Source organism: Opitutus sp., from assembly GCA_024998815.1.
Taxonomy (GTDB): domain Bacteria; phylum Verrucomicrobiota; class Verrucomicrobiia; order Opitutales; family Opitutaceae; genus Rariglobus.
In genome coordinates, this window is sequence record JACEUQ010000001.1 from 658,674 (window position 1) to 682,164 (window position 23,491).

Below are 23,491 nucleotides of genomic sequence, written 5' to 3' on the forward strand. Positions count from 1 at the left end.
TTAGATATAATAAAGCCTGATCAGGACTCCTCCTGATCCGTGACGACGACGGATGTCGTTCAAACCATCAAGGAAAGATAATCCCATGGCTGTTGTACTAAATACCAACTATTCAGCGACGATGGCGGCCAACAATTTGGCCTCCTCCAGTTCAATGTTACAAAAGAGCCTTAACCGGCTCTCCAGCGGTTCCAAAATCGTTAACCCCTCCGATGACGCCGGCGGTCTGGCCGTCTCGATGAAACTCAGCGCCACCGCCAAGCGACAGGGCGCGGTTAATAATAACATCGGTAACGCGGTTTCACCCCTGCAAACCCAGGACGGCGGCCTTAAAGTGGCCGGTAGTATTTTGGCCCGCATCAGCGAACTGCGCACCCTCAACGATGACGTCACTAAGAGCACGGGTGACAAGGCCAATTATAATACCGAGTTCGTTGCCTTATCGGCCCAGTTGACGGCCATTGCCTCGGAAAAGTTCAACGGGGTGTCCATGTTCGGCACCAGTTCGAGTATGACCGTCAACGGCACGGAGGACGGCGCAACCACGAGCCAAATTGCCATCGCCGCCCGAGATTTGACACACACCAGCACGGGTGTGGGAGCGGTTACCGCCGCGACCGCACTGAGTATGATCACCTCGGTGACAACGATCACCACCGCACTGGAAAATGTGGCCAAAATGCGTGCCACCAACGGCTCAGAGCTGAGCCGGCTGGGTTTCGACTCCGAACTGTTGACGATCAACAAGGCTAATCTGGAGGCGGCGACGAGTCGGATCACCGACGTGGACGTGGCGGAGGAATCCACTCAGCTGGCGAGGTGGAATACCATGGTCTCGGCGGGCACCTCAATGCTCTCCCAGGCAAATCAGAGTGCGCAGACCGCACTCAAGTTACTGCAGTAAGATTTGGAGATATAAAGTAGCGCAGGCTTCCAGCCTGCTGGTTTTAAACTTCGGGCAGACTGGAAGTCTGCGCTACTTTTTGGCTCTTCTCGCGTTCAGCGATGACCGCTCCCCCTTTTTTCATAGATATACCATGGCCTGATCTGGACCTCTCCAGATCCGTGGCGACACCGGATGTCGTATTAAAAAATCAAGGAAAGATAATCCCATGGCTGTTGTATTAAATACCAACTATTCGGCAACGATGGCGTCCAATAATTTGGCGTCCTCCAGTTCAATGCTACAAAAGAGCCTCAACCGGCTCTCGAGCGGTTCCAAAATCGTAAACCCTTCGGACGACGCCGGCGGTCTGGCTGTCTCGATGAAACTCAGCGCCACGGCAAAACGCCAAGGCGCGGTTAATAATAATATCGGTAATGCGGTCTCACTCCTTCAAACTCAGGACGGTGCACTTAAAGTCACCGGCAATATTCTGGCCCGTATCAGCGAGCTGCGCACCCTTAACGACGACGTCACCAAGAGCACCGGTGACAAAGCCAACTATAATACCGAGTTTGTGGCATTATCGAGCCAGTTGACCGCCATTGCCTCGGAAAAGTTTAACGGGATCGCGCTATTTGGCACCAGTTCCGCGCAAACGGTCAATGGTACGGAGGATGCCGCCACCAGTAGTCAAATTTCCGTGGCGGCACGTGATTTATCGCACACCAGCACGGGTGTGGGCGCGGTTACTGCGGCGACCGCACTGAGCATGATCACCTCGATTTCGACCATTACCACCGCACTGGAAAACGTGGCCAATATGCGAGCCACCAACGGTGCCGAGCAAAGCCGCCTCAGCTTTGCCTTCGAATTATTGACTATTAATAAGGCCAATTTGGAAGCCGCCACCAGTCGAATCACCGACGTGGATGTGGCGGAGGAATCCACCCAGTTGGCGAGGTGGAATACGATGGTCTCGGCGGGCACCTCGATGCTCTCGCAGGCCAATCAGAGTGCGCAGACCGCACTCAAACTGCTCCAGTAATCTGGTTGTATATAAAAGTAGCGCAGGCTTCCAGCCTGCTGGTTTGTGAATTCAGGCAGACTGGAAGTCTGCGCTACTTTTTCGCCCACCGCTCACGGCGGTGACGGCTCCCCCTTATTTTTAGATAAACCCAGGCCTGATCGGGACCTCTCCCAATCCGTGGCGACTCCGGAAGTCGTATAACAAAATCAAGGAAAGATACCACCATGTCAGTCGTACTTAATACCAATCAGACCGCAACGATGGCCTCCAACAACTTGGCCACCTCCAGTTCCATGCTGCAAAAGAGCCTCAACCGGCTTTCCAGTGGTTCGAAAATAGTTAATCCCTCGGACGATGCTGGCGGTTTGGCCGTCTCCATGAAGCTCAGTGCCACGGCCAAACGTCAGGGCGCGGTTAATAATAATATCGGTAATGCCGTTTCATTACTACAGACTCAGGATGGCGCCCTGAAGGTTGCGGGCAAGATCCTCGATCGTATCAGCGAGCTGCGCACGCTCAACGATGACGTCACTAAGAGCACCGGTGATAAGGCCAACTACAATACCGAGTTTACTGCTCTGCAGAGCCAGTTGACCGCGATCACCTCGGAAAAGTTTAACGGGATTGCCTTGTTCGGCACCTCAACCAGTACGGTCAACGCAACCGAGGATGCCAGCACCAGCACCCAGATTACGGTTTCGGGGCGCGATCTCGGTTCTACAACCACAACGGTGGGTGTGGGTAACATCACCGCAGCGGGCTCGCTCAGTGCGATCACCTCGATTGATACGATTAAAAACGCGATCGAGAACGTCGCGACGATGCGCGCCACCAACGGTGCCGAACAAAGCCGTCTCGGCTTCGCTTCGGAGTTATTAACTGTCAATAAAGCCAACTTGGAGGCGGCGACCAGCCGAATCACCGACGTTGATGTCGCGGATGAATCCACGCAGTTGGCTCGCTGGAATACGATGGTCTCAGCGGGCACTTCGATGCTTACCCAGGCCAATCAGAGCTCGCAGACCGCGCTCAAGCTCCTGCAGTAAACTATATATAATGGGTTCGACCGAATAGTAGCGCAGGCTTCCAGCCTGCAGGTTTGAGGTCGGAGCAGACTGGAAGTCTGCGCTACTTTTTCGTGACCCATTAATTTCCTCACTTTCCCAATCCCGCTTTTGGCGGGGCTGGTTCCCACTTTAGGGCTTACGCCCCAAACGGTTTGATCTGAGCCGCTCCTTTTCAGATCCGAGGCGACGACGGACGTCGCATTTATAATCAAGGAAAGATACTACCATGTCAGTCGTACTTAATACTAATCAGACGGCCACAATGGCCTCCAACAACCTGGCCACCTCCAGTTCGATGCTGCAAAAGAGCCTCAACCGGCTCTCCAGCGGCTCTAAAATTGTTAACCCCTCCGACGACGCCGGCGGTTTGGCCGTGTCGATGAAACTCAGTGCCACAGCCAAGCGCCAGGGTGCCGTTAATAGTAACATCGGCAATGCGGTCTCACTGCTGCAAACCCAAGACGGCGCCCTCAAGGTTGCCGGTAAGATCCTCGATCGTATCAGCGAGCTGCGCACGCTCAATGATGACGTGACCAAGAGCACCGGCGACAAAGCCAACTACAACACCGAGTTTACGGCGTTGCAGAGTCAGCTCACGGCGATCACCTCGGAGAAATTCAACGGCGTGGCCTTGTTCGGCAGCACCACCAGCACGGTGTTCGCTACCGAAGATGCCTCCACTAGCAGCCAGATCGTTGTGTCTGGCCGTGACTTGGGGGCCACGGGCAGCGCTGGCGGTATTGGTTCTGTAACGTCCGCCAGTTCGTTGACCGGCATAGCTGCGATTTCAACCGTGACCACAGCGATCGAAAACGTGGCTACCATGCGCGCTCAGAATGGTGCCGAGCAGAGCCGGTTAAGCTTCGCCTCTGAACTGTTAACAGTGAACAAGGCGAACCTTGAGGCGGCGACCAGTCGGATCACCGACGTGGACGTGGCGGAGGAATCCACGCAGCTGGCGCGTTGGAATACGATGGTCTCTGCGGGCACCTCGATGCTCTCGCAGGCCAACCAGAGTGCGCAGACCGCCCTGCGTCTGCTGCAGTAAGTTGGTTCGTTATATAACAGGATCGACCGAGAAGTAGCGCAGGCTTCCAGCCTGCAGGTTTGAGGACGGAGCAGACTGGAAGTCTGCGCTACTTTCGAGCGTTCCATACTATTAAATTCACACACCATTTCGTCCCATTCCCATCGGAATCGGGATACCCACTTTAGGGCTTACGCCCCAAACGGTTTGATCTGAGCCGCTCCTTTTCAGATCCGAGGCGACGACGGACGTCGCATTTATAATCAAGGAAAGATACTACCATGTCAGTCGTACTTAATACTAATCAGACGGCCACAATGGCCTCCAACAACTTGGCGACCTCCAGTTCGATGCTGCAAAAGAGCCTCAACCGGCTCTCCAGCGGTTCGAAAATCGTCAATCCCTCGGACGACGCCGGCGGTTTGGCCGTGTCGATGAAACTCAGTGCCACGGCCAAGCGCCAGGGCGCAGTTAATAGTAACATCGGCAATGCGGTCTCACTGCTGCAAACTCAGGACGGCGCCCTCAAGGTTGCCGGTAAGATCCTCGATCGTATCAGCGAGCTGCGCACGCTCAATGATGACGTGACCAAGAGCACTGGTGATAAGGCTAACTATAACACCGAATTCGTGGCATTATCCAGTCAGTTGACGGCAATTGCCTCGGAGAAGTTTAACGGTGTAGCGATGTTCGGAACCAGCTCTGGTGCCACGGTCAACGCAACCGAAGACGCCTCCACTGCCAGCCAGATATCGATTTCGGCTCGTGACTTGACTAGCACCGCTACGGGTATGGGCGCGGTCACCGCAGCCACCGCGCTGAGTATGATCACGGCGATCTCCACGGTGACAGCCGCGATCGAAAACGTGGCCACCATGCGCGCCTCCAACGGTGCCGAACAAAGCCGTCTCGGCTTCGCCTCGGAACTGTTGACCGTCAACAAGGCCAATCTGGAGGCCGCGACCAGTCGGATCACCGACGTGGATGTGGCCGAGGAATCGACCCAGTTGGCGCGTTGGAATACGATGGTATCGGCGGGTACGTCGATGCTCTCGCAGGCCAATCAGAGTGCGCAGACCGCGTTGCGGCTCCTGCAGTAAGCCGGGTCGTTATATAGTAGGATACGCCGAAAAGTAGCGCAGGCTTCCAGCCTGCATGTTTGAGGACGGAGCAGACTGGAAGTCTGCGCTACTTTCGCCTGTTCTATAATATATAAAACACACCTCATTTCGTCCCATTCCTATCAGAATCGGATTGCCAACTTGGAGTTTATACTCCGAACGGTTTGATCTGAGCCGCTCCCTTTCAGATTCGTGGCGACGACGGACGTCGCATTAATAATCAAGGAAAGATACTACCATGTCAGTCGTACTTAATACCAATCAGACGGCCACTATGGCCTCGAACAACTTGGCGACCTCCAGTTCGATGCTGCAAAAGAGCCTGAACCGGCTCTCCAGCGGTTCGAAAATCGTCAATCCTTCGGACGACGCCGGCGGTCTGGCCGTGTCGATGAAACTCAGTGCCACGGCCAAGCGCCAGGGCGCGGTGAATAGTAACATCGGCAATGCCGTTTCATTACTCCAAACCCAGGACGGCGCCCTTAAGGTGGCCGGCAAGATCCTCGACCGTATCAGCGAGCTGCGCACGCTCAATGATGACGTCACCAAGAGCACCGGTGACAAGGCCAACTACAACACCGAGTTCGTGGCGTTGAAGACCCAGTTGACCGCCATCACCTCGGAAAAGTTCAACGGGGTGGCCTTGTTCGGCACGGGCTCCAATACGGTGAACGCGACCGAGGATGCCAGCACCAGCAGTCAGATCACGCTGTCGGGAAGAGATTTAGGTTCCACCACCACCACCACCGGAGTGGGTAACATCTCGGCTGCGACCTCCCTCAGTGCGATCACCTCGATCGATATTGTGAAAACCGCGATTGAAAACGTGGCGACGATGCGCGCCTCCAACGGTGCCGAACAGAGCCGGCTGGGCTTCGCCTCGGAACTGTTGACGGTGAATAAAGCCAACTTGGAAGCGGCAACCAGTCGGATCACCGACGTGGATGTTGCGGAAGAATCCACCCAGTTAGCGCGTTGGAACACAATGGTTTCTGCGGGCACCTCGATGTTGTCGCAGGCCAATCAGAGTGCGCAAACCGCGCTGCGGTTGCTTCAGTAATAACAGGCCCCGTCCTGGTTGGGTTCAAAGCAACCCCGCCCGCATTATGCGGGTGGGGTTCTTTTTGTTTTTGTGTACCGGGATGGAAAGGCCGAAAAGGCGACGGATGAGAGAACGAGTAGGAGTAAGAGAACGAGAACGATTTTGGACGGGGCGGCACGGCCGCTCTGACTTCAACCGGCGCGGATGTTCAGCTCGCGGACTTGGGCGCAGCCGGGGAGTTTTTGGATGCGTTCAACGATCATCTTGCGGTGCAAAAACAGTTCGTTGCGCACCACGGCGTGTCCCGCCAGCACCGTTAACCGTCCGCGCGGATCGATCTGCACGGCGTGCGAATAGTGTGCATGCGCCGGCCCCACCAGTTCCTTCCAGTTGTCGCGAATCGTCTGCTCCGGCGACTCACGCCCAATTTGGAACTTCATCATCAGCTCCTCGACCAAGCCGGAGAGCTCCTTGGTGGGGCGCTTTTTCATGCGCTCCGGGGTCGTGTCGGGCACGCGGCGCAGCGCGGCGATGAGTTTCTCGGCCTGAAACGAAAAAACGGCGGGCTCCTTCTTCGTCGACATGGTGGGCGGGCGGGGCTGCGCGTGGGGCGACTCAGTCCTTGGCGGCGCGCACGTCCAGTGCGTCGCGCAGGCCGTCACCTAAGAAGTTGAGCGAGAACAAGGTGAGTGAGAAAATGGTGCCGGGGAAGATCAGCATCCAGGGGTATTCTTCCATACGCTCGGCGCCGTCTTTGATGAGCACGCCCCAGGAACTCATGGGCGGTTGCACGCCGAGGCCGAGGAAACTTAAAAACGCCTCCAGGAGCATCACGCCGGGAATGGTCAGCGTGGTGTACACGATGATGGGTCCGAGGATGTTGGGGATCATGTGGCGAAAAATGATGCGCGGGGTGCTCAGCCCGAGCGAACGGGCGGCCTCGATGTAATCCATGCGTTTGATTGACATGATTTGGCCGCGCACGATGCGCGCCATGGTGAGCCATTCGACCGCGCCGATGGCGACGAAGAGCAGCAGCAGGTTGCGCCCAAAAAACACCATCAGCAGGATCACAAAAATTGTGAAGGGCAGGGCGTAAAGGATGTCGACGATGCGCATCATCACGCGGTCGGTTTTGCCCCCTGCGTAGCCGGAAATCGCCCCGTAAACCACCCCGATGGTGAGGGCGACAAAGGTGGCAACCAAGCCCACCATGAGCGAGATGCGCCCGCCGAAAAGCAGGCGGGTGAGCAGGTCGCGCCCGAGTTGGTCGGTGCCCAACCAGTGCTGAAACGAGGGCGGCGAAAAGGTGTTGTAGAGATCGGTTTGCTCGTAGCCGTAGGGGCTGAACCACGGGCCGATGACGCAGAGTAGCGAGAGCGTTATAAGGACGGCGCCGCCGAACACAGCGAGGTGGTTGCGGCGCAGGCGTTGCCAGGCATCGCGCCAGGGCGACACGCCGCGTTCAGGCGCTGCGGACGGAGGCGCGGAGGCGGCGGGGGACGCGGAAGGTTTTTGGACGACGGGGGCGGACATGGTGGGTGGGCGTGGCTTACTCGAATTTGAGTTTGGGGTTGAGCCACACCTGCACCACGTCGACGACGAGGTTCAGGCCGATGATGAGCACGGCGTAGAGGATAACGGTGCCGAGCACCAAGGTGTAGTCGCGGTTAAAGGCGCTATTAACAAATTCACGACCGAGCCCAGGGATTTGGAAAATCGTCTCGATGACAAATGAACCGGTGAGGATACCGGCGATTGCCGGCCCGAGGAACGACACGACTGGCAGCAGGCCGCCGCGCAGGGCGTGGCGGAAGATGATGCGGGCCTCGGAAGCGCCCTTGGCTCGGGCGGTGCGAATGTAATCCTGGTGAAGGACTTCCAACATGCCGCCGCGGGTCAGGCGGGCGATGGAGGCGGCGTAGACAATGCCGAGGGTAAGCGAGGGCAGAATACGGTCGGGCCACTCGTACCAGCCGGAGGCGCTAAACCAGCCGAGTTTTATGGCGAAAATCAGCACCAGAACCGGCCCGAGCACAAAGGTGGGCACACAGATGCCGACCATGGAAAAGGTGGAGGTGAAGTAATCGATCTTGGTGTTGCGGTTCACGGCCGCGACGACTCCGGCGGTTAAGCCCAGGATGAGGGCGATTAACAGGGCAAGTGAGCCGAGTTGGAGGGACGCGGGGAGTTTGTCGGCGATGATCTCGTTGACGGTGCGGCTGGCGTATTTGGTCGAGCGGCCGAGGTCGCCGTGGAGAACCACCGCTTTGAGGTAGTTAATATACTGCTGGTGCAGCGGTAGGTTGAGGCCGTAGTAGGCTTCGAGATTGGCGCGGATTTCCGGGGTGGTGGCTTTCTCGCTATCAAAGGGGCCACCGGGCACGAACCGCACCATAAAAAAGGTGGCCGTGACGATGATAAGGAGGACGGGGATCGTCTCCAGAAGACGGCGGGCGATGAAGCGAAACATGGTAAACTTTTGGGAATGGCGGAACGGCGGGTTAAAGCCAGTGAATCCTTTGTTCCACTCGAATTGTCGGATCGAACTGAGGCAGTTTGGCCGCGAAAGAACGCAAGGAGCGCAAAGAACAAACCCTGTATTTCTATGCGTTCTCTGCGTTCTTTCGCGGCTAAAAGGCTCTAAGTTTTCCGTTGATTTTAGAGGGCCGGCAGATGCGACAACTCAAATGTTACTGGCTGCTTAGATGTAGAGGTAAACGTAAAGGGCGAAGACGATCGCGATCAGGCCTGCGCCTGCGGCGAGGCTCCAGAGCAGGTTGCGCTGCTTGGCGGCCATCGCGAGGGTGCTGATAATCACACCCATTTGGGCGGCCAACATGCCGAAGAAAAAGCGCTTGCTGCGCTGGTGGTGGCGCTCCGCAGCGACATTGCTTTTTTGCACTTGCAGCTCGTACAGGCGGGCAAGGGTGGAGTTGAGCTGGGCTTCGTTATCGTAGCGGCTGGCGTTGAACCGCAGTCGCGCCACGGCGGGGGCGGTTTTCGCGATCTGTTTGATCAACGGGGAGGTGACCGCGTCGTAGGCGGCGGTTTGCGCTTTGGCGGTGCGTTGGGCGGCCAGAATATCGTCGAGCTTTAACGCGTTGAGGAGCGGGTTGAGGGTCTCGGCGGGGGCCTCGTCATGCAGCGCTTTGAGGGCGTTGGCGATGGCTTCGGGCAGGGGCGGGGCGGGGGCCGGGGCGGGCGCCTCTTCGGTGGAGGTGACGCCGCTCTGCGCCGAGAGCAGTTCATAGGTGTCGCGCTGCATCTGGCCGCGCAAGCGCTTGGCCTGGAAGAACGACCACTGGTCGCCCGCCTTGGATTGGATCTGCGCGGCGTAGGAGCGCTCATATTGCGCTTTGGTCATTTCGCTGGAGGCGAGGCCGGCCAACAGCGTGGCAATCACCGTCATGACGACGGGCGTAAGGCCGAGCATTTTGCCCCATTGGTTGTGCGGGAGATCGGCTTTGACGGATTCGGGAATTTTAACGGCCATAGGTTTTGGAACGGAGAGTGGGTTTTGGCGGACTTAGGCCGCGACGGTCGGGACGCTCAGGCTGAGGCCGTTGTCCTTGGCACCGAGTTGGAGGATGAACGGGGCGGCAACGCGGGCCCAAGCCTCGGCTTTCGGGTAATGGGCGGCGTCTTCGCCGCAACATTGGCGGAGCATGTCGGTATCGGTCGCGCAGGGGTTAAGCGGCACCGCCGCCATACCTGCGGGCAATTCCTTGGCCAACGCCTGGGTCAGGCCCTCGATGGCCCATTTACTGGCGCAATACGGCGCGACCTCGGGAGACACTCCGCGGCCCCAGCCGGAGCTCATGTTAACAATCACGCCCTTTTGGGCGGCGACCATCGCGGGCACGAACTCGCGAATGACGTTGGCCACGCCCGTGATGTTGACGTTGACCAGATTGGCAAACTCCTCGGCCGGCACCTTCCAGAGTGGCGCTGGGGTGTTCATGACGGCGGCGTTGTTGATGAGCAGGTCGGGGGTTTCACTGAAGGCGAGGGCGCGGGCGCCCCACATGCCGACCTTGGTGGCATTGGCCACATCGACCACGTCGAAACTGTGCGGCGCGCCGAATTTCATGCGCAGGTCGAAAATCCCCTCCGAGCCGCGCCCGCAGCCGATCACGGTGTGCCCGAGCCGGATAAACTCAGCGGTGAGCGCACGCCCCAAGCCACGGGTAACGCCAGTGATGATGATTTTCATGGGGTGGAGATGGGGCGGTGCTTCAGCGATATTTAAGCGCGTAAAAGCGGCTATCGTTTAGCCGATTTTGAGCAGTTCGACGTCGAAGATCAAAGTGGCGTTGGGCGGGATGGCGCCGGGGTAGCCGCCGGCTCCGTACCCCAACTCGGGCGGCAGGGTGAGTTTGACCTTGTCGCCGATCTTCATTGTGGCGACGCCGATGTCCCAACCGGAGATGACTTGGCCGGCGCCCAGAACGAAGGAAAACGGCGATCCGCTGTCTACGGAGGAGTCGAACTTCTTCCCCGTGGTTAACCAGCCGGTGTAGTGGACGGTAACGAGTTCGCCCTTTTTGGGGCTGCGACCGCTACCGACTTTGAGTTGCTCAATCTTGATTTCAGGTTTGGCCATAAAGACCGCATAGTCAGTCGGTCAAACGCGCCGGGTCAAGGGGCGGGGTGGGGGAAGGAGAAATGACCAAGGACCAATGCCCAATGCCCAAGGACCAATGCCCAATGCCCAAGGACCAATGCCCAATGCCCAATGGCCAATGCCCAATGTCCAATGCCCAAGGACCAATGTTCAATGCTCAAGGGCTAAGGTCCGACTAACGAGGACCACGGTTCAATAGGGGCCAATGGCTATCCGATCATTGGGCCTTGGTCATTGGGAATTGGTCATCCCCCCACCTTCACCAGCAGCGTCTCATCGGCAAAACTCACGCGGTCGCCGCCCATCACCTTTTTGCGCTTCTGCGTCTCGACGACGCCGTTGAGCAGCACTCGGCCTTCGCTGATAAACGCTTTGGCGGCACCGCCATTGCTGGCTAGTCCGGAGAACTTTAACAACTGGCAGAGCTCGATCGGCTCGGCTTTGACAATAATGGTGCGGGGTGCGGTTTCGGCAGCAGACATGGTGGTTTTAATGGATTGTTAAATTATTTCTTGGCAGCGGGTTTGGTCGCGTCCGCTAGTCGGATGCCGTGCTGCGTGATGACGATGCGGCGGTCTTTGAAGAGCGAGCCGATGGCTTGCTTAAACGCCTTTTTGCTCAGGCCGAAAGCGATGCGGATCTCCTCGGGCGAGCTGTTGTCGTGGAAGGGCAGGCGGCCGCCCGCTTTGGTCAGCGCGTCGATGACCGTGCCGGTGTTGGGCTCGATGCGGCGGTGGCCGGCTTGGTCGAGGCTCAGGTCGATCTTGCCGTCCTCTCGCGCCGCACGCACGTAGCCGTCCACGCGCAAGCCGGTGCCGAGAGGCGAACCGAGGTCGCTGTGATAAAGCAGGCCGAGGTGGGCGTTTTCCACGATGGCGTTGTAGCCCAGCGGCGACTCGCCGGTGATGAGCAAATTGACTTCTTGGCCCTCGGTGTAGGTCGGCAGCTGGGTGCTGAGGTGGCGTTTGAGACGCATGCTGGCGACGATGCGGTCGGTTTTGGCGTCGAGCATGACGTAAACCACCAGCCAATCCCCTTGCTGCACGCCCTCTTTTTTGAGTTCGCGGATGGGTAGGAACAGGTCTTTCGCCAGCCCCCAGTCGAGGAACACGCCGAGGCCTGGGGCGACACTGACAACGCGCAGGTAGGCAAACTCACCGACTTGGGCGTCAGGGGTTTCCGGGGTGGTGACGAGGCGGTCCTCGGAGTCGCGGTAGAGGAACACATCGAGGGTGTCGCCGATCTTGGCCCCTTCCGGGATGAGCACGCCGGGCAGCAGCAATTCGCCCAACGGGCCCCCGTCGAGGTAGAAGCCGGGCGGGGCGCTTCTGAGGACTTTGAGCTGATTGCGTTTACCAATAATGGCCATGTTGCCCACACCGTGACGATGCGGCGGCGGCGCGCAACCGAGGATTGCAGCGCGTGCAATTTCAGTCGTGGATGAGGGTTTTAATGAAAGCCCGCGCCCGTATTCTCCTCGTCCTGTTTGCCTGTGCGTTGCTGTCGGGGTGCATGTCGCTGGAACGTAAAGTCGCCGCGCCCGGCCGTGATTTTAAGGGCGAGAAGCGGTTTTTCGTTCTGCGTAACCTCAAGGACAACCACGGGATCGAGGACCGGCTGGTGCGCACGCTGATAGCGCGTGGGTTCGAGGTTACGAGTGGTCCGGCGACGATGCAGCCAGACTCGGCGCAAGTGGTCATTGGCTATGACGACTACTGGGCGTGGGATTTTGGCGAGCACATGGTGATGCTGAAACTGACCGCGCGCGACCCACAGGCGGCGTTCCCTTACGTCACGGCCTCTTACGTGAAACACGTCGCGTTCTCGACCGATGCCGATCGCGTTGTCGGCCAGGTGGTCGACGAGCTGCTCGGCACGCGGAAGAAATAGGGGGCGGGGCGTCTTTTCCTACTCCTGCGCTTACGCATTCTCTTACCTTTACGCCTGAGGTGATCGGAACGAGAGCGAGTAGGAGTAAGAGAACGAGAACGATTCAATCCATCGGTCCGCAGGCCTGAACTCCGTGGCCACCTCCGAAGTCCGCATCGTTCTCCTACTCTTGCTCCTACTCTCTCCCGATGCCTTTTGCTCGCGTCCTGGTCTCGTGCATTCCCGATCGGACAACGCCCGCCCCAACGCCCACGCCACGCCCGGCCTTGCGCCCGGCCCCGGGCCGTGACTAACGTCCGCCCCCATGCACCCCCTTTGGCTCGCCAATCAAGACCCCGCGTCCTCCTGGGCCCATCAAACGTGGAGCGATCTCGCCGCGCGCCACGATAAGGCCCTGACGGTCGTCGTGTTGCCCGTCCATGGGTTCGCCGATCACGCGCTGGGGCTGCCGCTCGACGTCGAGGAGGCGGTAGGTTCGGCGGTGCTGGGCGCCGCTCTCACAGCGGGCGCATTGCAACCGTACGCCCTCGTGCTGCCCCCGTTTTGCCTAGGCGCGGCGCCCTACGGGCATTGCCACTTCGGCGTGGATTGTGAAACCGCCCTCGATGCCTTGGCCGAGATCGCCGCCAGCGTGAAGGCCGCGGGCTTTTCCCGCCTGCTTTTTTTTAACACCAGCCCGTGGAACGCCGAGCTCGTCGCCACTGCCGCCATCGATGCCCGCACCGCCCTCGATCTGCGCACTTACGTGATCGCTTCGGCCAACCTCGGCCTCGGCTTCCATCCGGCTGAAGCCCAACGGGTTCAGACCCAGGCCGTCGCCGCCCGTTTGTTGGGCCGCACGCCCGTGCTGAGCGCGGCCAGCGCCGACGTGCGCGACACGGACTTCCGCCCCGGTTTTTTTGGCCAACCTGCACCGGTTGCCCCGGATTTTTCGTTGGACGCAACGGCCGTGTTCAGCGCGGCGGCACGCAAACTGGCCGGTTTACTGGGAGAAATTGTCCTCCACGAGACCTCGGCCGCAGACGGCACGGGGGCGGTTAACACCCCCACGCTTCCGCCGGTGGCCACGGCCATCGCGTTTCCTCAACCCGGCGAATCCTCCGCCGCTCTCCCGCGCGCCCTGACTGCGCTCACCGCCGCCGAACTCGCGGCGCTGCCGGACAAGGCGCGTGCGCTGGTCATCCTGCCCACCGGTGCCATCGAACAGCACGGCCACCACCTGCCGCTCGGCACCGACGCGATGCTCGGGCGGCTTTGGCTGACCCACGCGTTGCCCCGACTGGCCGCGGATGCGCCCGTGTTTGTGGCCCCGCCGATCGTGTTTGGGAAAAGCAACGAACACCTCAGGTTTGCCGGCACGGTATCGATCTCGGCGCGCACCTTGCGTCGGCAGTTGCTCGCCCAGGTCGCCCACCTGCAGGCGCTCGGTTTCCGGCAGTTCGCGGTGTTAAACACCCATGGTGGCAACACCCCGGTTGTCGTGACCACGCTGCGGGAGATTCAGGCCATGGCTGGCGTGCGCGCCGGCATGTTGAGTGGGTATTATCAACCCGTGCAGGAGCCGCAGGAGGCGGCGTTTGGGTTTCATGCCGGCGAGTGGGAAACCTCGCTCATGCTGGCCGGCGCGCCCGAGTGGGTGCGTATGGACCGCGCAGTCTGCGAATACCCGGCTCAACTCGATGCGCCCGGCGGCCTGCGACCTGAAGGCGGGGCGGCGGTGTTTGCGTGGAAAACCGCGGATATTTCCAAAAGCGGCGTGATGGGTGACGCCACCCGCGCGACGGCCGAAAAAGGCGCCCGTTGGCTCGACGAAGCCGCGGCGGCTCTCGCCCGCAAACTCACGGCGCTACTCGCCGGGTAGGTGTTACCCGTTGCCGCCATTAACATTCAAAAATCACTGGGATACTTCGATCCTTTTAGCCGCGAAAGAACGCAGAGATCGCATAGAAATACATGGTTTGTTCTTTGCGCTCCTTGCGTTCTTTTGCGGCTAAACTGCCTTGGTGGAGTCAGGTTTGCCGTTACTACTCGCTCGGCTTATTTCCAGATCGGGTCGGTCTGGTAGTCCTTGGGCTGGTTCAACAGCGGCCACACCTCGGCGACGGTCGGGGCGACGGCGAGCAGTTCGGCCAAGCCGTGTGACTTGAATTTCTCCTCCACCATGCGCTCGAAGAAGCGCAGCAAGTCATCGTAAAACCCATCCTGATTGAGCAACACCAACGGCTTCTGCGTGAGGTTGAGGTAACGCTCGCTCATGATCTCGGTCATTTCTTCGAGTGTGCCGATACCGCCAGGCAGGGTGAGGAACGCATGGGCGCGTTCCGCCATGATGCGTTTGCGCTCCCGCATGGTGGGCACGATCACCAGTTCGGTCGATTCGGCGTAGGCGAGTTCGCGCAACTGCATGAAGTCAGGGATCACGCCCACCACGACTCCGCCAGCCTCCTTCACGCTGCGGGCCACCGCGCCCATGAGCCCGACGTTGCCGCCCCCGTAAATCAAGCCCCAGCCCTCCGCCACCATTTCGCGCCCCAAACGTTCACCGACCTCGTAATACTTCGGGTCGAGCCGGGCGCTGGACGAACAGTAAACACACAGGAGCTTGGTCATGGCTTTTTCTAACCTTTTTCAATCCGCCTTGGATAGCAATTAAGGCTGTTTTTTTTAACGAATTCGTGCCCAGTAGGCGTTCTTCGTGGTGAACTCCCGCTCCAGTTACCTTGGCCGTTTGGCACCTTCGCCAACTGGTCTCCTACACCTCGGCCATGCGCGCACCTTTTGGGTCGCCCACCAACGCGCCCAGGCCGCCGGGGGCCGTCTCCTCCTGCGCAACGACGACCTCGACGCCGTACGCATCCGCCGTGATTTCGTCGCCGCGATGCTCGAAGATCTGCGCTGGCTCGGCCTCACTTGGGAGGAGCCGATGATCACCCAAAGCGAGCGCCTGCCGCATTACCGCGCCGCCCTCGTTAAACTGCATGCAGCGGGGCTCATTTTCCCCTGCGCCCATTCGCGCCGCGAACTCGCCGAGGCGTCCGTCTCCGCGCCCCACGAAGGCGCGAACCTCGACGAGCCGCTGTATCCGCCCGCGTTTCGTCCGGCCGTGGGCGAGCCATTGCCACCCCTTGACGCCGCAGGGTGGGGCACCAATTGGCGTTTTCGTGTCCCCGACGGCGAAGTTTTATCGTTCACCGACGGGCATTTCGGCGCGCAGGAGGCGGTGGCAGGGCGGGATTTTGGCGACTTCTTGGTGTGGCGCAAAGACGGCGTTCCCAGTTACCAACTGGCCTGCGCGGTGGACGACGCGGAACTGGCCATCACCGAGGTGGTGCGCGGCGCCGACCTGATAAAATCCACCTTCCGCCAACTGCTGCTGATTCGCGCGTTGGGTCATGAGGTGCCAGCGTATCATCATTGTCCGCTGGTGTTGGACGAGCGCGGTGAGCGCCTAGCGAAGCGCCACGACGCGCTGGCCTTGCGAACGCTGCGCGCCCAAGGCGTCGCGCCCGCTAAGCTGCTCGCATGAAGGCGGGAGGGTGACCGCAAAGAGGCGCAACCGGCGCAAAAAGTAGCGCAGACTTCCAGTCTGCTCACTGGAGTTTGGCCCCAAAACGAGTTGAGATCCCCCCCCCAGCTAAGGTAGAATCGTACCGCAGGTAGCAACGGCATGGGTTTCGATGAGTTCGTTGACGTGAGGGTGGCTGTTGCGAAGTCTGCGAAACTCTCCGGAGTGATCAGCTCAGATCGCCATACATGATGCGCAGCACCTGTATGGTTCTTGGCACGAGTTAAACCCGAACGCCGAAGTTTTAACCACGGAATTCACAGATGAGCACAGATAACAGAGTGTTACTGAATTTGAAGACAGGATGAAAAAAAGGGAATCAAGCTGAGTCCGTTTACCTCCTAAGGGATTGTATCTGTGCAATCTGTGTAATCTGTGGTTGGTTTGAACTTCGGAATTCAGGTGTGCGACCATGAAACTAACAACCATAACAGTGAAAGTCTGTTCGACCGAATTTAACGATTCGCGGTCGAAGGGCCCGGTCACGGATGCAGGCCGCGAGGCCTCGCCGGAAAGCACGACCGTGTGCCCGAACCAGTCAGCCGCAACGAAGGTGAACCCCATCCAATGAGCTCCGTTACCGAAACAACCGACGAGTCCAGCCGCTACCTGAACGGTGAAGCCTGCAAGGATCGGAAAAGGCAGTCTCGCAAAGACGTAGGACCTAAATCGTTGATTTCCGATCAACACGTCGGCGGAGTCAGCGGGGGCGGCGGGGTGGGAAAGGTCGTTAGGTTAAGTGGTGAGACCTGCGGCGGTGGGGCGTCTTGCGATGCCTCAACCACCGGCACAAGCGCGGCAAAACCTCGTAAGGCCGGACGGGCCGTGGCAGGAGTCGGAGACCTCCATAGTAGTGATGATCTAGCGGACATTAAAACCGCCGGGGAGCGAAGGGAGGGCACTTGTTCCCACGCATCACAGAGCGGCAAAGGACCCGACGATGGCTGGGGTGATGAACTCTGGATAAAAACGTCACCGAAGGTTCGGAAGCTGCAACGTGTGCTATATCGGAAAGCAAAAGCGGAGCCGCATTGGCGGTTCTATAGTTTGTATGGAGAGCTGTATCGGCAGGACATTCTGTCGGATGCGCTCGATCAGGTGATCGCCAATGACGGCGTGCCGGGAGTGGACGGGTTCGAGGTGGAAACGCTCGTAAAGAACGAAGCCTATCGGGCGGCATGGCTGCTTGCGCTGGCGGAGGAAATGCGAACGAAAACCTACCGACCCAGTCCGGTCCTGCGCGTCTATATATGGAAGGATCAGGCCAGGACCAAACGTCGTGCGCTGGGCATCCCCACGGTAAAAGACCGTGTGGTGCAAAGTGCGGCGGCGATCGTGTTGCAACCCATCTGGGAGGCGGACTTCCATGACCACTCCTACGCCTACCGGCCGAAACGCCGGACCCATCAGGCGATGGACAAAGTTAAAGAGGCCCTGCTGAGCGGAAAGGTGGAGGTGGTGGACGCGGATTTATCGAGCTACTTCGATATGATCCCGCACCGCGAACTCCTGCAATTGGTGGCCAAACGGGTGAGCGATGGGAGCGTGTTGCGTTTAATAAAAACGTGGCTGCGCGCACCCATCGTGGAAGAGGACCGGGACACGGGGTGCCGCAAGGTGAGCGCGAACCGGTGTGGCACGCCACAAGGCGGAGTTATATCGCCTCTGCTGGCGAACCTCTACCTCAACGACCTCGATCATGCGGTGAATGAGAAGTGCGAACAAAAGCCGACGATGGTGCGTTACGCCGACGACCTCCTGATCCTGTGCAAACCGGGTCAAGGGGCGGGGCTGCAAACGCGACTGAAACGGTGGCTGGAGGCACGTAAGTTAAAGCTCAACGAAGAGAAAACCCGACTGGTGGATACACGAAAGGAAGGCTTTGAGTTCCTCGGTTTTTCCGTCGCATGGCGGCAAGGCATGAAGAGCAAACGAAGGTATCCGCACGTGGAACCCAGTGCGAAAAGTCTGGCCAAGTTACGCGACAAAGTGCGGATGGAGCTAGATGTGCGAACGCGCAACCAACCGGCGGTGGCGGTGGTCCGCAAGGTCAACCAAATCACTCGCGGTTGGGCGACGGCGTTTCATTACGGCAACAGCACGCACGTGTTTAGTAACCAGCAGGCTTTTGTGCGCAACCGGTTGCGGCGGTGGCTGTGGCGAAAGTATAGCCGCACCCACGGACTCTTCGAGTTCTTCACCGACGACCGTTTGCATGGTCAATACAAACTATGGCACTGGCCGCTTGCGGCGGCTTGGAAGCAATGAACTCCGCTGAAACCAAACCGAAAGAATGGGGACTCGGTAAGCCGTGTGCGGGAAAACCGCTTGCACGGTTTGACGAGGGGGAGGGTCGCGCTGACGGGTTACCGACGCGCGGCTCTCTCTACTCTACTAAACGGCCAAACTCCAGACCTTGAGCTCACGCTCAAGGCCACAAGGAGTGTGTTCGCGAAGCGTGTGGCCTTGAGCGTGAGCTCAAGGATTCGGCTGATCTGCGTTCGACTAGTCAGGGGCCAAACTCCAGAGCGCAGACTTCCAGTCTGCTCAGGGTTTCCGAGCTGGGATTGAGTCAAAGCAGACTGGAAGTCTGCGCTACTTCCTTCGCGAGCCTTCGCGGTTAAAGGGATCATTGCCCTCGTTTTGTGTCATTTGGTGTTTTTTGTGGCCAATGGATTGGCGGTCGTCCCACCGAAATCGTCGCGGGCTCGTTTTGCGACTCCTGCGCTTTTTTGCGGCTAAATCATCCGGTTTTTATCCTGAAGGTACGCATTTTAAGGCCTGCTCCCCGCGAAAAAAAAGGCGGGCCAGCCCTCAAGGGCCTGCCCGCCTTCGCTGGATCGCTGAGCGGTTTGTCTCCCACACGCCTACGCCTGCGGCACTCTTTTCAGGGTTAACTTTAACAACACCTTGCCCGCTGGTGCGGGGTCGTCGGTTGCGGCATTTCACGGGCTTCGCGTCCGTTGGTGGGGTGGGGGGGCGGGGGACACTCGCGTCGACCGGACGTAATCAGGCGGCTTTGACGTCGATCTGTTTGGGCTTGGACTGTTCGGTCTTCAGCACTCGCACGTGAAGGATACCATTCTTGAAGTCCGCCGAAACGTGCTCGCCATCGGCATCATCGGGTAGGGTGAAACTGCGAACGAACGACCCGTAGGAGCGTTCAATCCGGTGGAACCGTTTTCCCTTCTCTTCTTTTTCGGCCTTACGCTCGCCGGAGATCGTCAGAACACTGCGCTCCAGCGTAACCTTGATATCATTTTTCTCCACCTCGGGCAGTTCCGCCTTGATGAGGTAGGCTTTGTCATCCTCGGCGATGTCGACCAACGGGGCCCATTCGCTACTGGTCATCAATTCGGACGACTCATCTTGTATCGCAGGCAGGACCGACCGGCCAAAAAAAGGCGCTAGTCGATTCTGGAACTCATTCAATTCCCTCACGGGATCCCAACGGGTAATCGTTCTCATGGTGCGTGCTTCCTTGTCCGGGTAATCACTGGCTTTTCTCTGCTTCCGTTACCCGAGCCGGAGGCCGAGAGCGGCCGCGGGGTGCGGCCTGATCACAAGCTTGCATGGACAGTGCCACCGCCCCGCGGCAGGTGGGCGCGCAGTGCTTGTTATTTTTGCGCAAAGGGTAGCGGATTTCAGGGCTAAAGAGGCTCGCGCGGGGCTGCGCCGAGCTGCCACCTTTTGGCGCTAATCGGCGCCGCGCTGTCGCGCTTTGCGTCTCATTTTAGTGTGCCACCGCACGCGTTCACACCCCGGAGGGACGACCTCCGTCAAGTAGCGCAGACTTTCAGTCTGCCTCAGCTGCCTGCGTGTGCCGGCCCCAAAGCAGACTGGAAGTCTGCGCTACTTTTCCCGAGCCAGCCCACACGGAGGTGGGCCCTCCCTTGGTCGGCGAAACGGCCTCCGTGTCGTCCGAGTCTGCGTTCCTAAAAAAACGCGACGCTCCCCCTCGCCAACGGCGCCACAACCTGTCCATCGTCTGCGCATGCCATTTTCCAAACTCGGTCTTTATTCCAGCCTCGTGCGCGGCGCCCAGGCCTTAGGTTACACCGAGCCCACGCCCATTCAAACCAAGGCGATCCCCGCCGTGCTCTCCGGCCGCGACCTGGTGGCATCCGCCCAGACCGGCACGGGTAAAACCGCCGCGTTTGCCCTGCCCATCCTCAACCGGCTAGGCCCCCACCGCGATTCCGGCCCTCGGGTGCTCATCCTTGAGCCCACCCGCGAGCTCGCCATTCAGGTCGAACAAGCATTCATCGCCTTGGGCAAATTCACCGACTTTAAGTCTGTTGTCCTGCACGGTGGCGTAACTGTTGGGCCGCAGCGCAACGCCCTGCGCGCCGGCACAGACGTGGTCATCGCCACCACCGGCCGCCTGCGCGAGTTCCTCGACACCAAGATGCTGCAACTCGACTCCATCGAGGTCCTCGTCCTCGACGAGGTCGATCGCATGTTGGACATGGGCTTCATCGAGGACGTGAAAGCCATCGTCAAAGCATGCCCGGCCCAGCGCCAAACCCTGCTGTTCTCGGCCACGATGCCGCCTAAGTTGGCCGAAGTCGCCCGCTTCGCCCTGCGCGACCCCCAACGCATCGCCATCGCCAGCACGCAGCCGGTGACCGATTCGGTTAACCACGCCATTCACGCGGTACTCGACCACCAAAAAATCGAGCTCCTGCTGGAGTTGCTCAAGCGCGACGATTTTAAAAGCGTGATTATCTTCGCGCGCACCCGCCGAGGCGCCGATGCCATTGCCCACCAACTGCGCCTGGAAAACCACCCCGTTGGTGTCATCCACGCCGAGCGCAGCCAGTCGGAGCGGGTGGCCGCGCTGGAAGGCTTCCGCAAGGGCAAGTACGGCATCTTGGTGGCCACCGACATCGCCGCGCGCGGCATCGACGTGGCGGGCATTTCCCATGTGATCAACTTCGACGTGCCCCAGCACCCCGAGGACTACGTGCACCGCATTGGCCGCACCGGGCGCGCCCAGGAAAAAGGCGACGCGATCATGCTGGCGACCCCGCAAGAGGCCAACGACGTCGTGGCGATCGAGAAATTCATCGGGCAAGCGATTCCCCTGCGCACGCTTGACGGCTTTGCCTACGAAGGCGGCCAGCCCCCGCGCATCGATCCGGGCAACGCGCAGGCCAGCTCCCCGCGCCGCGCCGGCCAGCAACGCCTTGGCACGGGTGGGCAACGCAAGGGCGAACGCGGCAAAAACCAGAGTTTTGAATCGAGCGGAAAACCCTTTGGTGGCGGCAATCCGAATTGGCATTCCAAGGGAAAACCCGGCGCCCACTGGCGCGACCGTAAGGGCCGCTAACGGCGCTAACCCCAGCGCCGGAGTCGGCAGTAACCGCTGAAGCGTCTCAAAAAACCGGGATGCGCCCGGCCACAAAGGGCGCCCGAGTTTTCGTTCGACTCGGTCACCATGAGGGGCAGTGTTTTTGTCGGCTTTGACCGGTTCCTGTTCTCTGATCTGACCTTTGTGCAAGGACTTCGCCCCAAGCGATAAATCGCACAATAAACATTATGTCTAATCAGGGTGCGGGGCAAAATCCCGCCGTTTACAGCCCTTGCGCGCCTTGACTCATCCTCTCTTCTCCTGGCTCCAAACACGCTCCTCCGGCGTTCTCCTTCACCCCACCGCGTTGCCCAACGATCAAGGCATCGGCGTTCTCGATGGTTCGGTTAATTCACTGCTCGGCTTCATGAAAGACGCCGGGATTCGCCAATGGCAGATTTGCCCGCTGGGGCCAACGGGTTATGGGGATTCTCCTTATCAGTGCTTCTCGGCATTTGCCGGTAATCCTTACCTGATCGATCTGTACCCGCTTGTTCAGTGCGGTTTGCTCACGGATTCCGACATGGATGACGTGCGCCAACTGCCCCGTGATCACGTGGATTACGGCTGGTTGTACGTCACCAAGTTCCCGCTCCTTTTCAAAGCGTTCAGCGCGTTTGTCTCCCAGGGGCGAAAAGCGGCCCTGCCCTACGGTGACTTTGAAGCGTTTAAACACGCCCATCGGTCCTGGCTTGAGCCTTATGCGCTGTTTTTGGGGTTAAAGGACCACTTTGAGGGCGCCGCTTGGTGGGAATGGCCCGCCGAGGTGCGGTTTTTCGCCAAAGCCAAGAAATCCGCGCTGGCCAAAACAGTCGCCGCACGCGCCGAAGCACATGCCTTTTTCCAGTACCTGTTCTTTGGCCAATGGGCTCGGGTCCGTGACCATGCAAAGTCACTGGGCATCGAGATTATTGGTGATGCGCCTATCTTTGTGGCCCGCGACAGCGCCGATGTCTGGGCTGCGCCACAGCTATTCCTTGTCGATTCCAAGACCGGCGTTCCGCTCGCGGTTGCGGGCGTGCCACCGGACTATTTCTCCGCCGACGGTCAGCTTTGGGGCAACCCGCTTTACGATTGGTCAGCGCATGCCGCAGAAGGCTTCGCGTGGTGGATCAGCCGCTTGAAGGCAAACTTCGCCCTGTGCGATATCGTGCGCATCGATCACTTCCGCGCCTTTGATACCTACTGGTCGATTCCTGCGACGGCCAAAACCGCCAAAACGGGTGAATGGAAACAGGGCCCGGGCCTCAAGTTCTTTGCCGCCGTCCACGCCGCCCTACCCGAGGCGCGCATGATCGCAGAAGACTTGGGCGACTTGTTTCAATCGGTTCGCGACTTGCGCGCCGCCACAGGGTTACCCGGGATGACGATTCTTCAATTCGCCTTCGGGGGCGACGCCAAGAACTGTTACCTGCCGCACAACCTCACGGCTAACTCCGTTGTTTACCCGGGTACTCACGATAATAATACCACACTCGGTTGGTATCGGACGGCCTCCGAGAAGGAGTGCGATCATGTTCGCCGCTACCTGCATGTCACGGGCGACGAAATCGGCTGGGATTTTATCCGCACGTCTTACGCTTCGGTCAGCAATATGGCGATAATCCCGCTCCAGGATCTCTTCAGTTTGGGCTCCGAGGGCCGCCTGAATACCCCTGGGGAAGCGGCTGGCAATTGGCAGTGGCGTTATTCTGAGTCGCAACTTCGAGCGCTTCACTTTGAAGGCGGTGCGGCCTACCTGCGCGATCTCGGCGTCCTCTACGACCGCGTTTGACAACGGGATAAACCACCCAGGAGCTCACCCAGCGGCCTAGCCACAACCGGCTGCCCTGGGTGAATTCCCGTAGATCGCCAAACTCCCCAGCCCAATAACCCGAGGAAAAAAA

23 protein-coding genes are annotated in these 23,491 nt (G+C 59.3%); 13 read left to right on the forward strand and 10 right to left on the reverse strand.

What is annotated here, in order from left to right; translation table 11 throughout:
- Window positions 1-85 precede the first annotated feature (85 nt).
- The 6 genes from H2170_02810 to H2170_02835 all read left to right on the forward strand — a co-directional run bounded on the left by H2170_02810 (window position 86) and on the right by H2170_02835 (window position 6,188).
- Entirely contained in the window at window positions 86-904 is an 819-nt protein-coding gene (locus H2170_02810) for a flagellin (GenBank protein ID MCS6299020.1), read from the forward strand.
- Between the two features lie 208 nt (window positions 905-1,112).
- Complete coding sequence (locus H2170_02815) at window positions 1,113-1,931, forward strand: flagellin (GenBank protein MCS6299021.1); 819 nt, start codon at window positions 1,113-1,115, stop codon at window positions 1,929-1,931.
- 206 nt (window positions 1,932-2,137) lie between these two features.
- Window positions 2,138-2,959 carry a flagellin gene (locus H2170_02820; protein MCS6299022.1) on the forward strand — a complete coding sequence of 274 codons (822 nt, stop codon included), beginning with the start codon at window positions 2,138-2,140 and terminating at the stop codon, window positions 2,957-2,959.
- Window positions 2,960-3,206: 247 nt separating this feature from the next.
- Window positions 3,207-4,028: a flagellin gene (locus tag H2170_02825; GenBank protein ID MCS6299023.1), complete on the forward strand. Its 822-nt coding sequence runs from the start codon at window positions 3,207-3,209 to the stop codon at window positions 4,026-4,028.
- 260 nt (window positions 4,029-4,288) lie between these two features.
- Window positions 4,289-5,107: a flagellin gene (locus tag H2170_02830; GenBank protein MCS6299024.1), complete on the forward strand. Its 819-nt coding sequence runs from the start codon at window positions 4,289-4,291 to the stop codon at window positions 5,105-5,107.
- 259 nt (window positions 5,108-5,366) lie between these two features.
- Window positions 5,367-6,188: a flagellin gene (locus tag H2170_02835; GenBank protein ID MCS6299025.1), complete on the forward strand. Its 822-nt coding sequence runs from the start codon at window positions 5,367-5,369 to the stop codon at window positions 6,186-6,188.
- 173 nt (window positions 6,189-6,361) lie between these two features.
- On the opposite strand, the gene H2170_02840 is transcribed toward H2170_02835, so the two are convergent.
- From H2170_02840 to H2170_02875, 8 genes are all read right to left on the reverse strand, one after another.
- On the reverse strand, window positions 6,362-6,754 hold the full coding sequence (locus tag H2170_02840) for a DUF721 domain-containing protein (GenBank protein ID MCS6299026.1): 393 nt from the start codon (window positions 6,752-6,754) through the stop codon (window positions 6,362-6,364).
- Between the two features lie 31 nt (window positions 6,755-6,785).
- Complete coding sequence (locus tag H2170_02845) at window positions 6,786-7,706, reverse strand: ABC transporter permease (GenBank protein ID MCS6299027.1); 921 nt, start codon at window positions 7,704-7,706, stop codon at window positions 6,786-6,788.
- A gap of 16 nt (window positions 7,707-7,722) precedes the next feature.
- Window positions 7,723-8,643 carry an ABC transporter permease subunit gene (locus H2170_02850; GenBank protein MCS6299028.1) on the reverse strand — a complete coding sequence of 307 codons (921 nt, stop codon included), beginning with the start codon at window positions 8,641-8,643 and terminating at the stop codon, window positions 7,723-7,725.
- A 231-nt stretch (window positions 8,644-8,874) separates the two neighbouring features.
- On the reverse strand, window positions 8,875-9,666 hold the full coding sequence (locus tag H2170_02855; GenBank protein MCS6299029.1) for a DUF4337 family protein: 792 nt from the start codon (window positions 9,664-9,666) through the stop codon (window positions 8,875-8,877).
- 33 nt (window positions 9,667-9,699) lie between these two features.
- Window positions 9,700-10,386: an SDR family oxidoreductase gene (locus tag H2170_02860; protein ID MCS6299030.1), complete on the reverse strand. Its 687-nt coding sequence runs from the start codon at window positions 10,384-10,386 to the stop codon at window positions 9,700-9,702.
- Between the two features lie 57 nt (window positions 10,387-10,443).
- Window positions 10,444-10,776: an FKBP-type peptidyl-prolyl cis-trans isomerase gene (locus H2170_02865; protein MCS6299031.1), complete on the reverse strand. Its 333-nt coding sequence runs from the start codon at window positions 10,774-10,776 to the stop codon at window positions 10,444-10,446.
- Between the two features lie 266 nt (window positions 10,777-11,042).
- Window positions 11,043-11,279, reverse strand: coding sequence for an RNA-binding S4 domain-containing protein (locus tag H2170_02870; GenBank protein ID MCS6299032.1), 237 nt, complete (start codon window positions 11,277-11,279; stop codon window positions 11,043-11,045).
- Window positions 11,280-11,302: 23 nt separating this feature from the next.
- Entirely contained in the window at window positions 11,303-12,166 is an 864-nt protein-coding gene (locus tag H2170_02875; protein MCS6299033.1) for a GntR family transcriptional regulator, read from the reverse strand.
- An 83-nt stretch (window positions 12,167-12,249) separates the two neighbouring features.
- Here H2170_02875 and H2170_02880 point away from each other — a divergent pair, with 83 nt between their 5' ends.
- The 3 genes from H2170_02880 (at window position 12,250) to H2170_02890 (ending at window position 14,548) form a co-directional block, all read left to right on the forward strand.
- Window positions 12,250-12,687, forward strand: a complete 438-nt coding sequence (locus tag H2170_02880; GenBank protein MCS6299034.1) for a hypothetical protein — start codon at window positions 12,250-12,252, stop codon at window positions 12,685-12,687.
- Between the two features lie 133 nt (window positions 12,688-12,820).
- A complete protein-coding gene (locus H2170_02885; GenBank protein ID MCS6299035.1) occupies window positions 12,821-12,976 on the forward strand; it encodes a hypothetical protein in 156 nt (51 codons plus the stop codon).
- Window positions 12,977-12,991: 15 nt separating this feature from the next.
- Entirely contained in the window at window positions 12,992-14,548 is a 1,557-nt protein-coding gene (locus H2170_02890; protein MCS6299036.1) for a creatininase family protein, read from the forward strand.
- Between the two features lie 176 nt (window positions 14,549-14,724).
- Here H2170_02890 and H2170_02895 read toward each other — a convergent pair whose 3' ends face one another.
- A complete protein-coding gene (locus tag H2170_02895; GenBank protein ID MCS6299037.1) occupies window positions 14,725-15,297 on the reverse strand; it encodes a TIGR00730 family Rossman fold protein in 573 nt (190 codons plus the stop codon).
- 85 nt (window positions 15,298-15,382) lie between these two features.
- On the opposite strand from H2170_02895, the gene gluQRS reads away from it, so the two are divergent.
- Together gluQRS and ltrA are read left to right on the forward strand one after the other, a co-directional pair.
- Window positions 15,383-16,213: a tRNA glutamyl-Q(34) synthetase GluQRS gene (gene gluQRS, locus H2170_02900; protein MCS6299038.1), complete on the forward strand. Its 831-nt coding sequence runs from the start codon at window positions 15,383-15,385 to the stop codon at window positions 16,211-16,213.
- 606 nt (window positions 16,214-16,819) lie between these two features.
- Window positions 16,820-18,520 (forward strand): group II intron reverse transcriptase/maturase, encoded by a 1,701-nt coding sequence (gene ltrA / locus H2170_02905; GenBank protein MCS6299039.1) that lies wholly within the window; start codon window positions 16,820-16,822, stop codon window positions 18,518-18,520.
- Window positions 18,521-19,261: 741 nt separating this feature from the next.
- On the opposite strand, the gene H2170_02910 is transcribed toward ltrA, so the two are convergent.
- Window positions 19,262-19,720: an Hsp20/alpha crystallin family protein gene (locus tag H2170_02910; GenBank protein ID MCS6299040.1), complete on the reverse strand. Its 459-nt coding sequence runs from the start codon at window positions 19,718-19,720 to the stop codon at window positions 19,262-19,264.
- A 526-nt stretch (window positions 19,721-20,246) separates the two neighbouring features.
- Here H2170_02910 and H2170_02915 point away from each other — a divergent pair.
- Together H2170_02915 and malQ are read left to right on the forward strand one after the other, a co-directional pair.
- Entirely contained in the window at window positions 20,247-21,584 is a 1,338-nt protein-coding gene (locus H2170_02915; protein ID MCS6299041.1) for a DEAD/DEAH box helicase, read from the forward strand.
- Window positions 21,585-21,846: 262 nt separating this feature from the next.
- Window positions 21,847-23,379, forward strand: a complete 1,533-nt coding sequence (gene malQ / locus H2170_02920) for a 4-alpha-glucanotransferase (GenBank protein ID MCS6299042.1) — start codon at window positions 21,847-21,849, stop codon at window positions 23,377-23,379.
- Window positions 23,380-23,491 lie beyond the last annotated feature (112 nt).

Bases quoted from the DNA above. Each gene is read 5' to 3' on its own strand.
- H2170_02895 (MCS6299037.1), bottom strand. From the start codon at position 15,297: ATGACCAAGCTCCTGTGTGTTTACTGTTCGTCCAGCGCCCGGCTCGAC.
- H2170_02810 (MCS6299020.1), top strand. From the start codon at position 86: ATGGCTGTTGTACTAAATACCAACTATTCAGCGACGATGGCGGCCAAC.
- ltrA (MCS6299039.1), top strand. From the start codon at position 16,820: ATGAGCTCCGTTACCGAAACAACCGACGAGTCCAGCCGCTACCTGAAC.
- H2170_02890 (MCS6299036.1), top strand. From the start codon at position 12,992: ATGCACCCCCTTTGGCTCGCCAATCAAGACCCCGCGTCCTCCTGGGCC.
- H2170_02910 (MCS6299040.1), bottom strand. From the start codon at position 19,720: ATGAGAACGATTACCCGTTGGGATCCCGTGAGGGAATTGAATGAGTTC.
- H2170_02825 (MCS6299023.1), top strand. From the start codon at position 3,207: ATGTCAGTCGTACTTAATACTAATCAGACGGCCACAATGGCCTCCAAC.
- H2170_02865 (MCS6299031.1), bottom strand. From the start codon at position 10,776: ATGGCCAAACCTGAAATCAAGATTGAGCAACTCAAAGTCGGTAGCGGT.
- H2170_02915 (MCS6299041.1), top strand. From the start codon at position 20,247: ATGCCATTTTCCAAACTCGGTCTTTATTCCAGCCTCGTGCGCGGCGCC.
- H2170_02850 (MCS6299028.1), bottom strand. From the start codon at position 8,643: ATGTTTCGCTTCATCGCCCGCCGTCTTCTGGAGACGATCCCCGTCCTC.
- H2170_02820 (MCS6299022.1), top strand. From the start codon at position 2,138: ATGTCAGTCGTACTTAATACCAATCAGACCGCAACGATGGCCTCCAAC.
- H2170_02840 (MCS6299026.1), bottom strand. From the start codon at position 6,754: ATGTCGACGAAGAAGGAGCCCGCCGTTTTTTCGTTTCAGGCCGAGAAA.
- H2170_02815 (MCS6299021.1), top strand. From the start codon at position 1,113: ATGGCTGTTGTATTAAATACCAACTATTCGGCAACGATGGCGTCCAAT.
- H2170_02845 (MCS6299027.1), bottom strand. From the start codon at position 7,706: ATGTCCGCCCCCGTCGTCCAAAAACCTTCCGCGTCCCCCGCCGCCTCC.
- H2170_02880 (MCS6299034.1), top strand. From the start codon at position 12,250: ATGAAAGCCCGCGCCCGTATTCTCCTCGTCCTGTTTGCCTGTGCGTTG.
- H2170_02855 (MCS6299029.1), bottom strand. From the start codon at position 9,666: ATGGCCGTTAAAATTCCCGAATCCGTCAAAGCCGATCTCCCGCACAAC.
- H2170_02835 (MCS6299025.1), top strand. From the start codon at position 5,367: ATGTCAGTCGTACTTAATACCAATCAGACGGCCACTATGGCCTCGAAC.
- H2170_02870 (MCS6299032.1), bottom strand. From the start codon at position 11,279: ATGTCTGCTGCCGAAACCGCACCCCGCACCATTATTGTCAAAGCCGAG.
- H2170_02875 (MCS6299033.1), bottom strand. From the start codon at position 12,166: ATGGCCATTATTGGTAAACGCAATCAGCTCAAAGTCCTCAGAAGCGCC.
- H2170_02860 (MCS6299030.1), bottom strand. From the start codon at position 10,386: ATGAAAATCATCATCACTGGCGTTACCCGTGGCTTGGGGCGTGCGCTC.
- H2170_02830 (MCS6299024.1), top strand. From the start codon at position 4,289: ATGTCAGTCGTACTTAATACTAATCAGACGGCCACAATGGCCTCCAAC.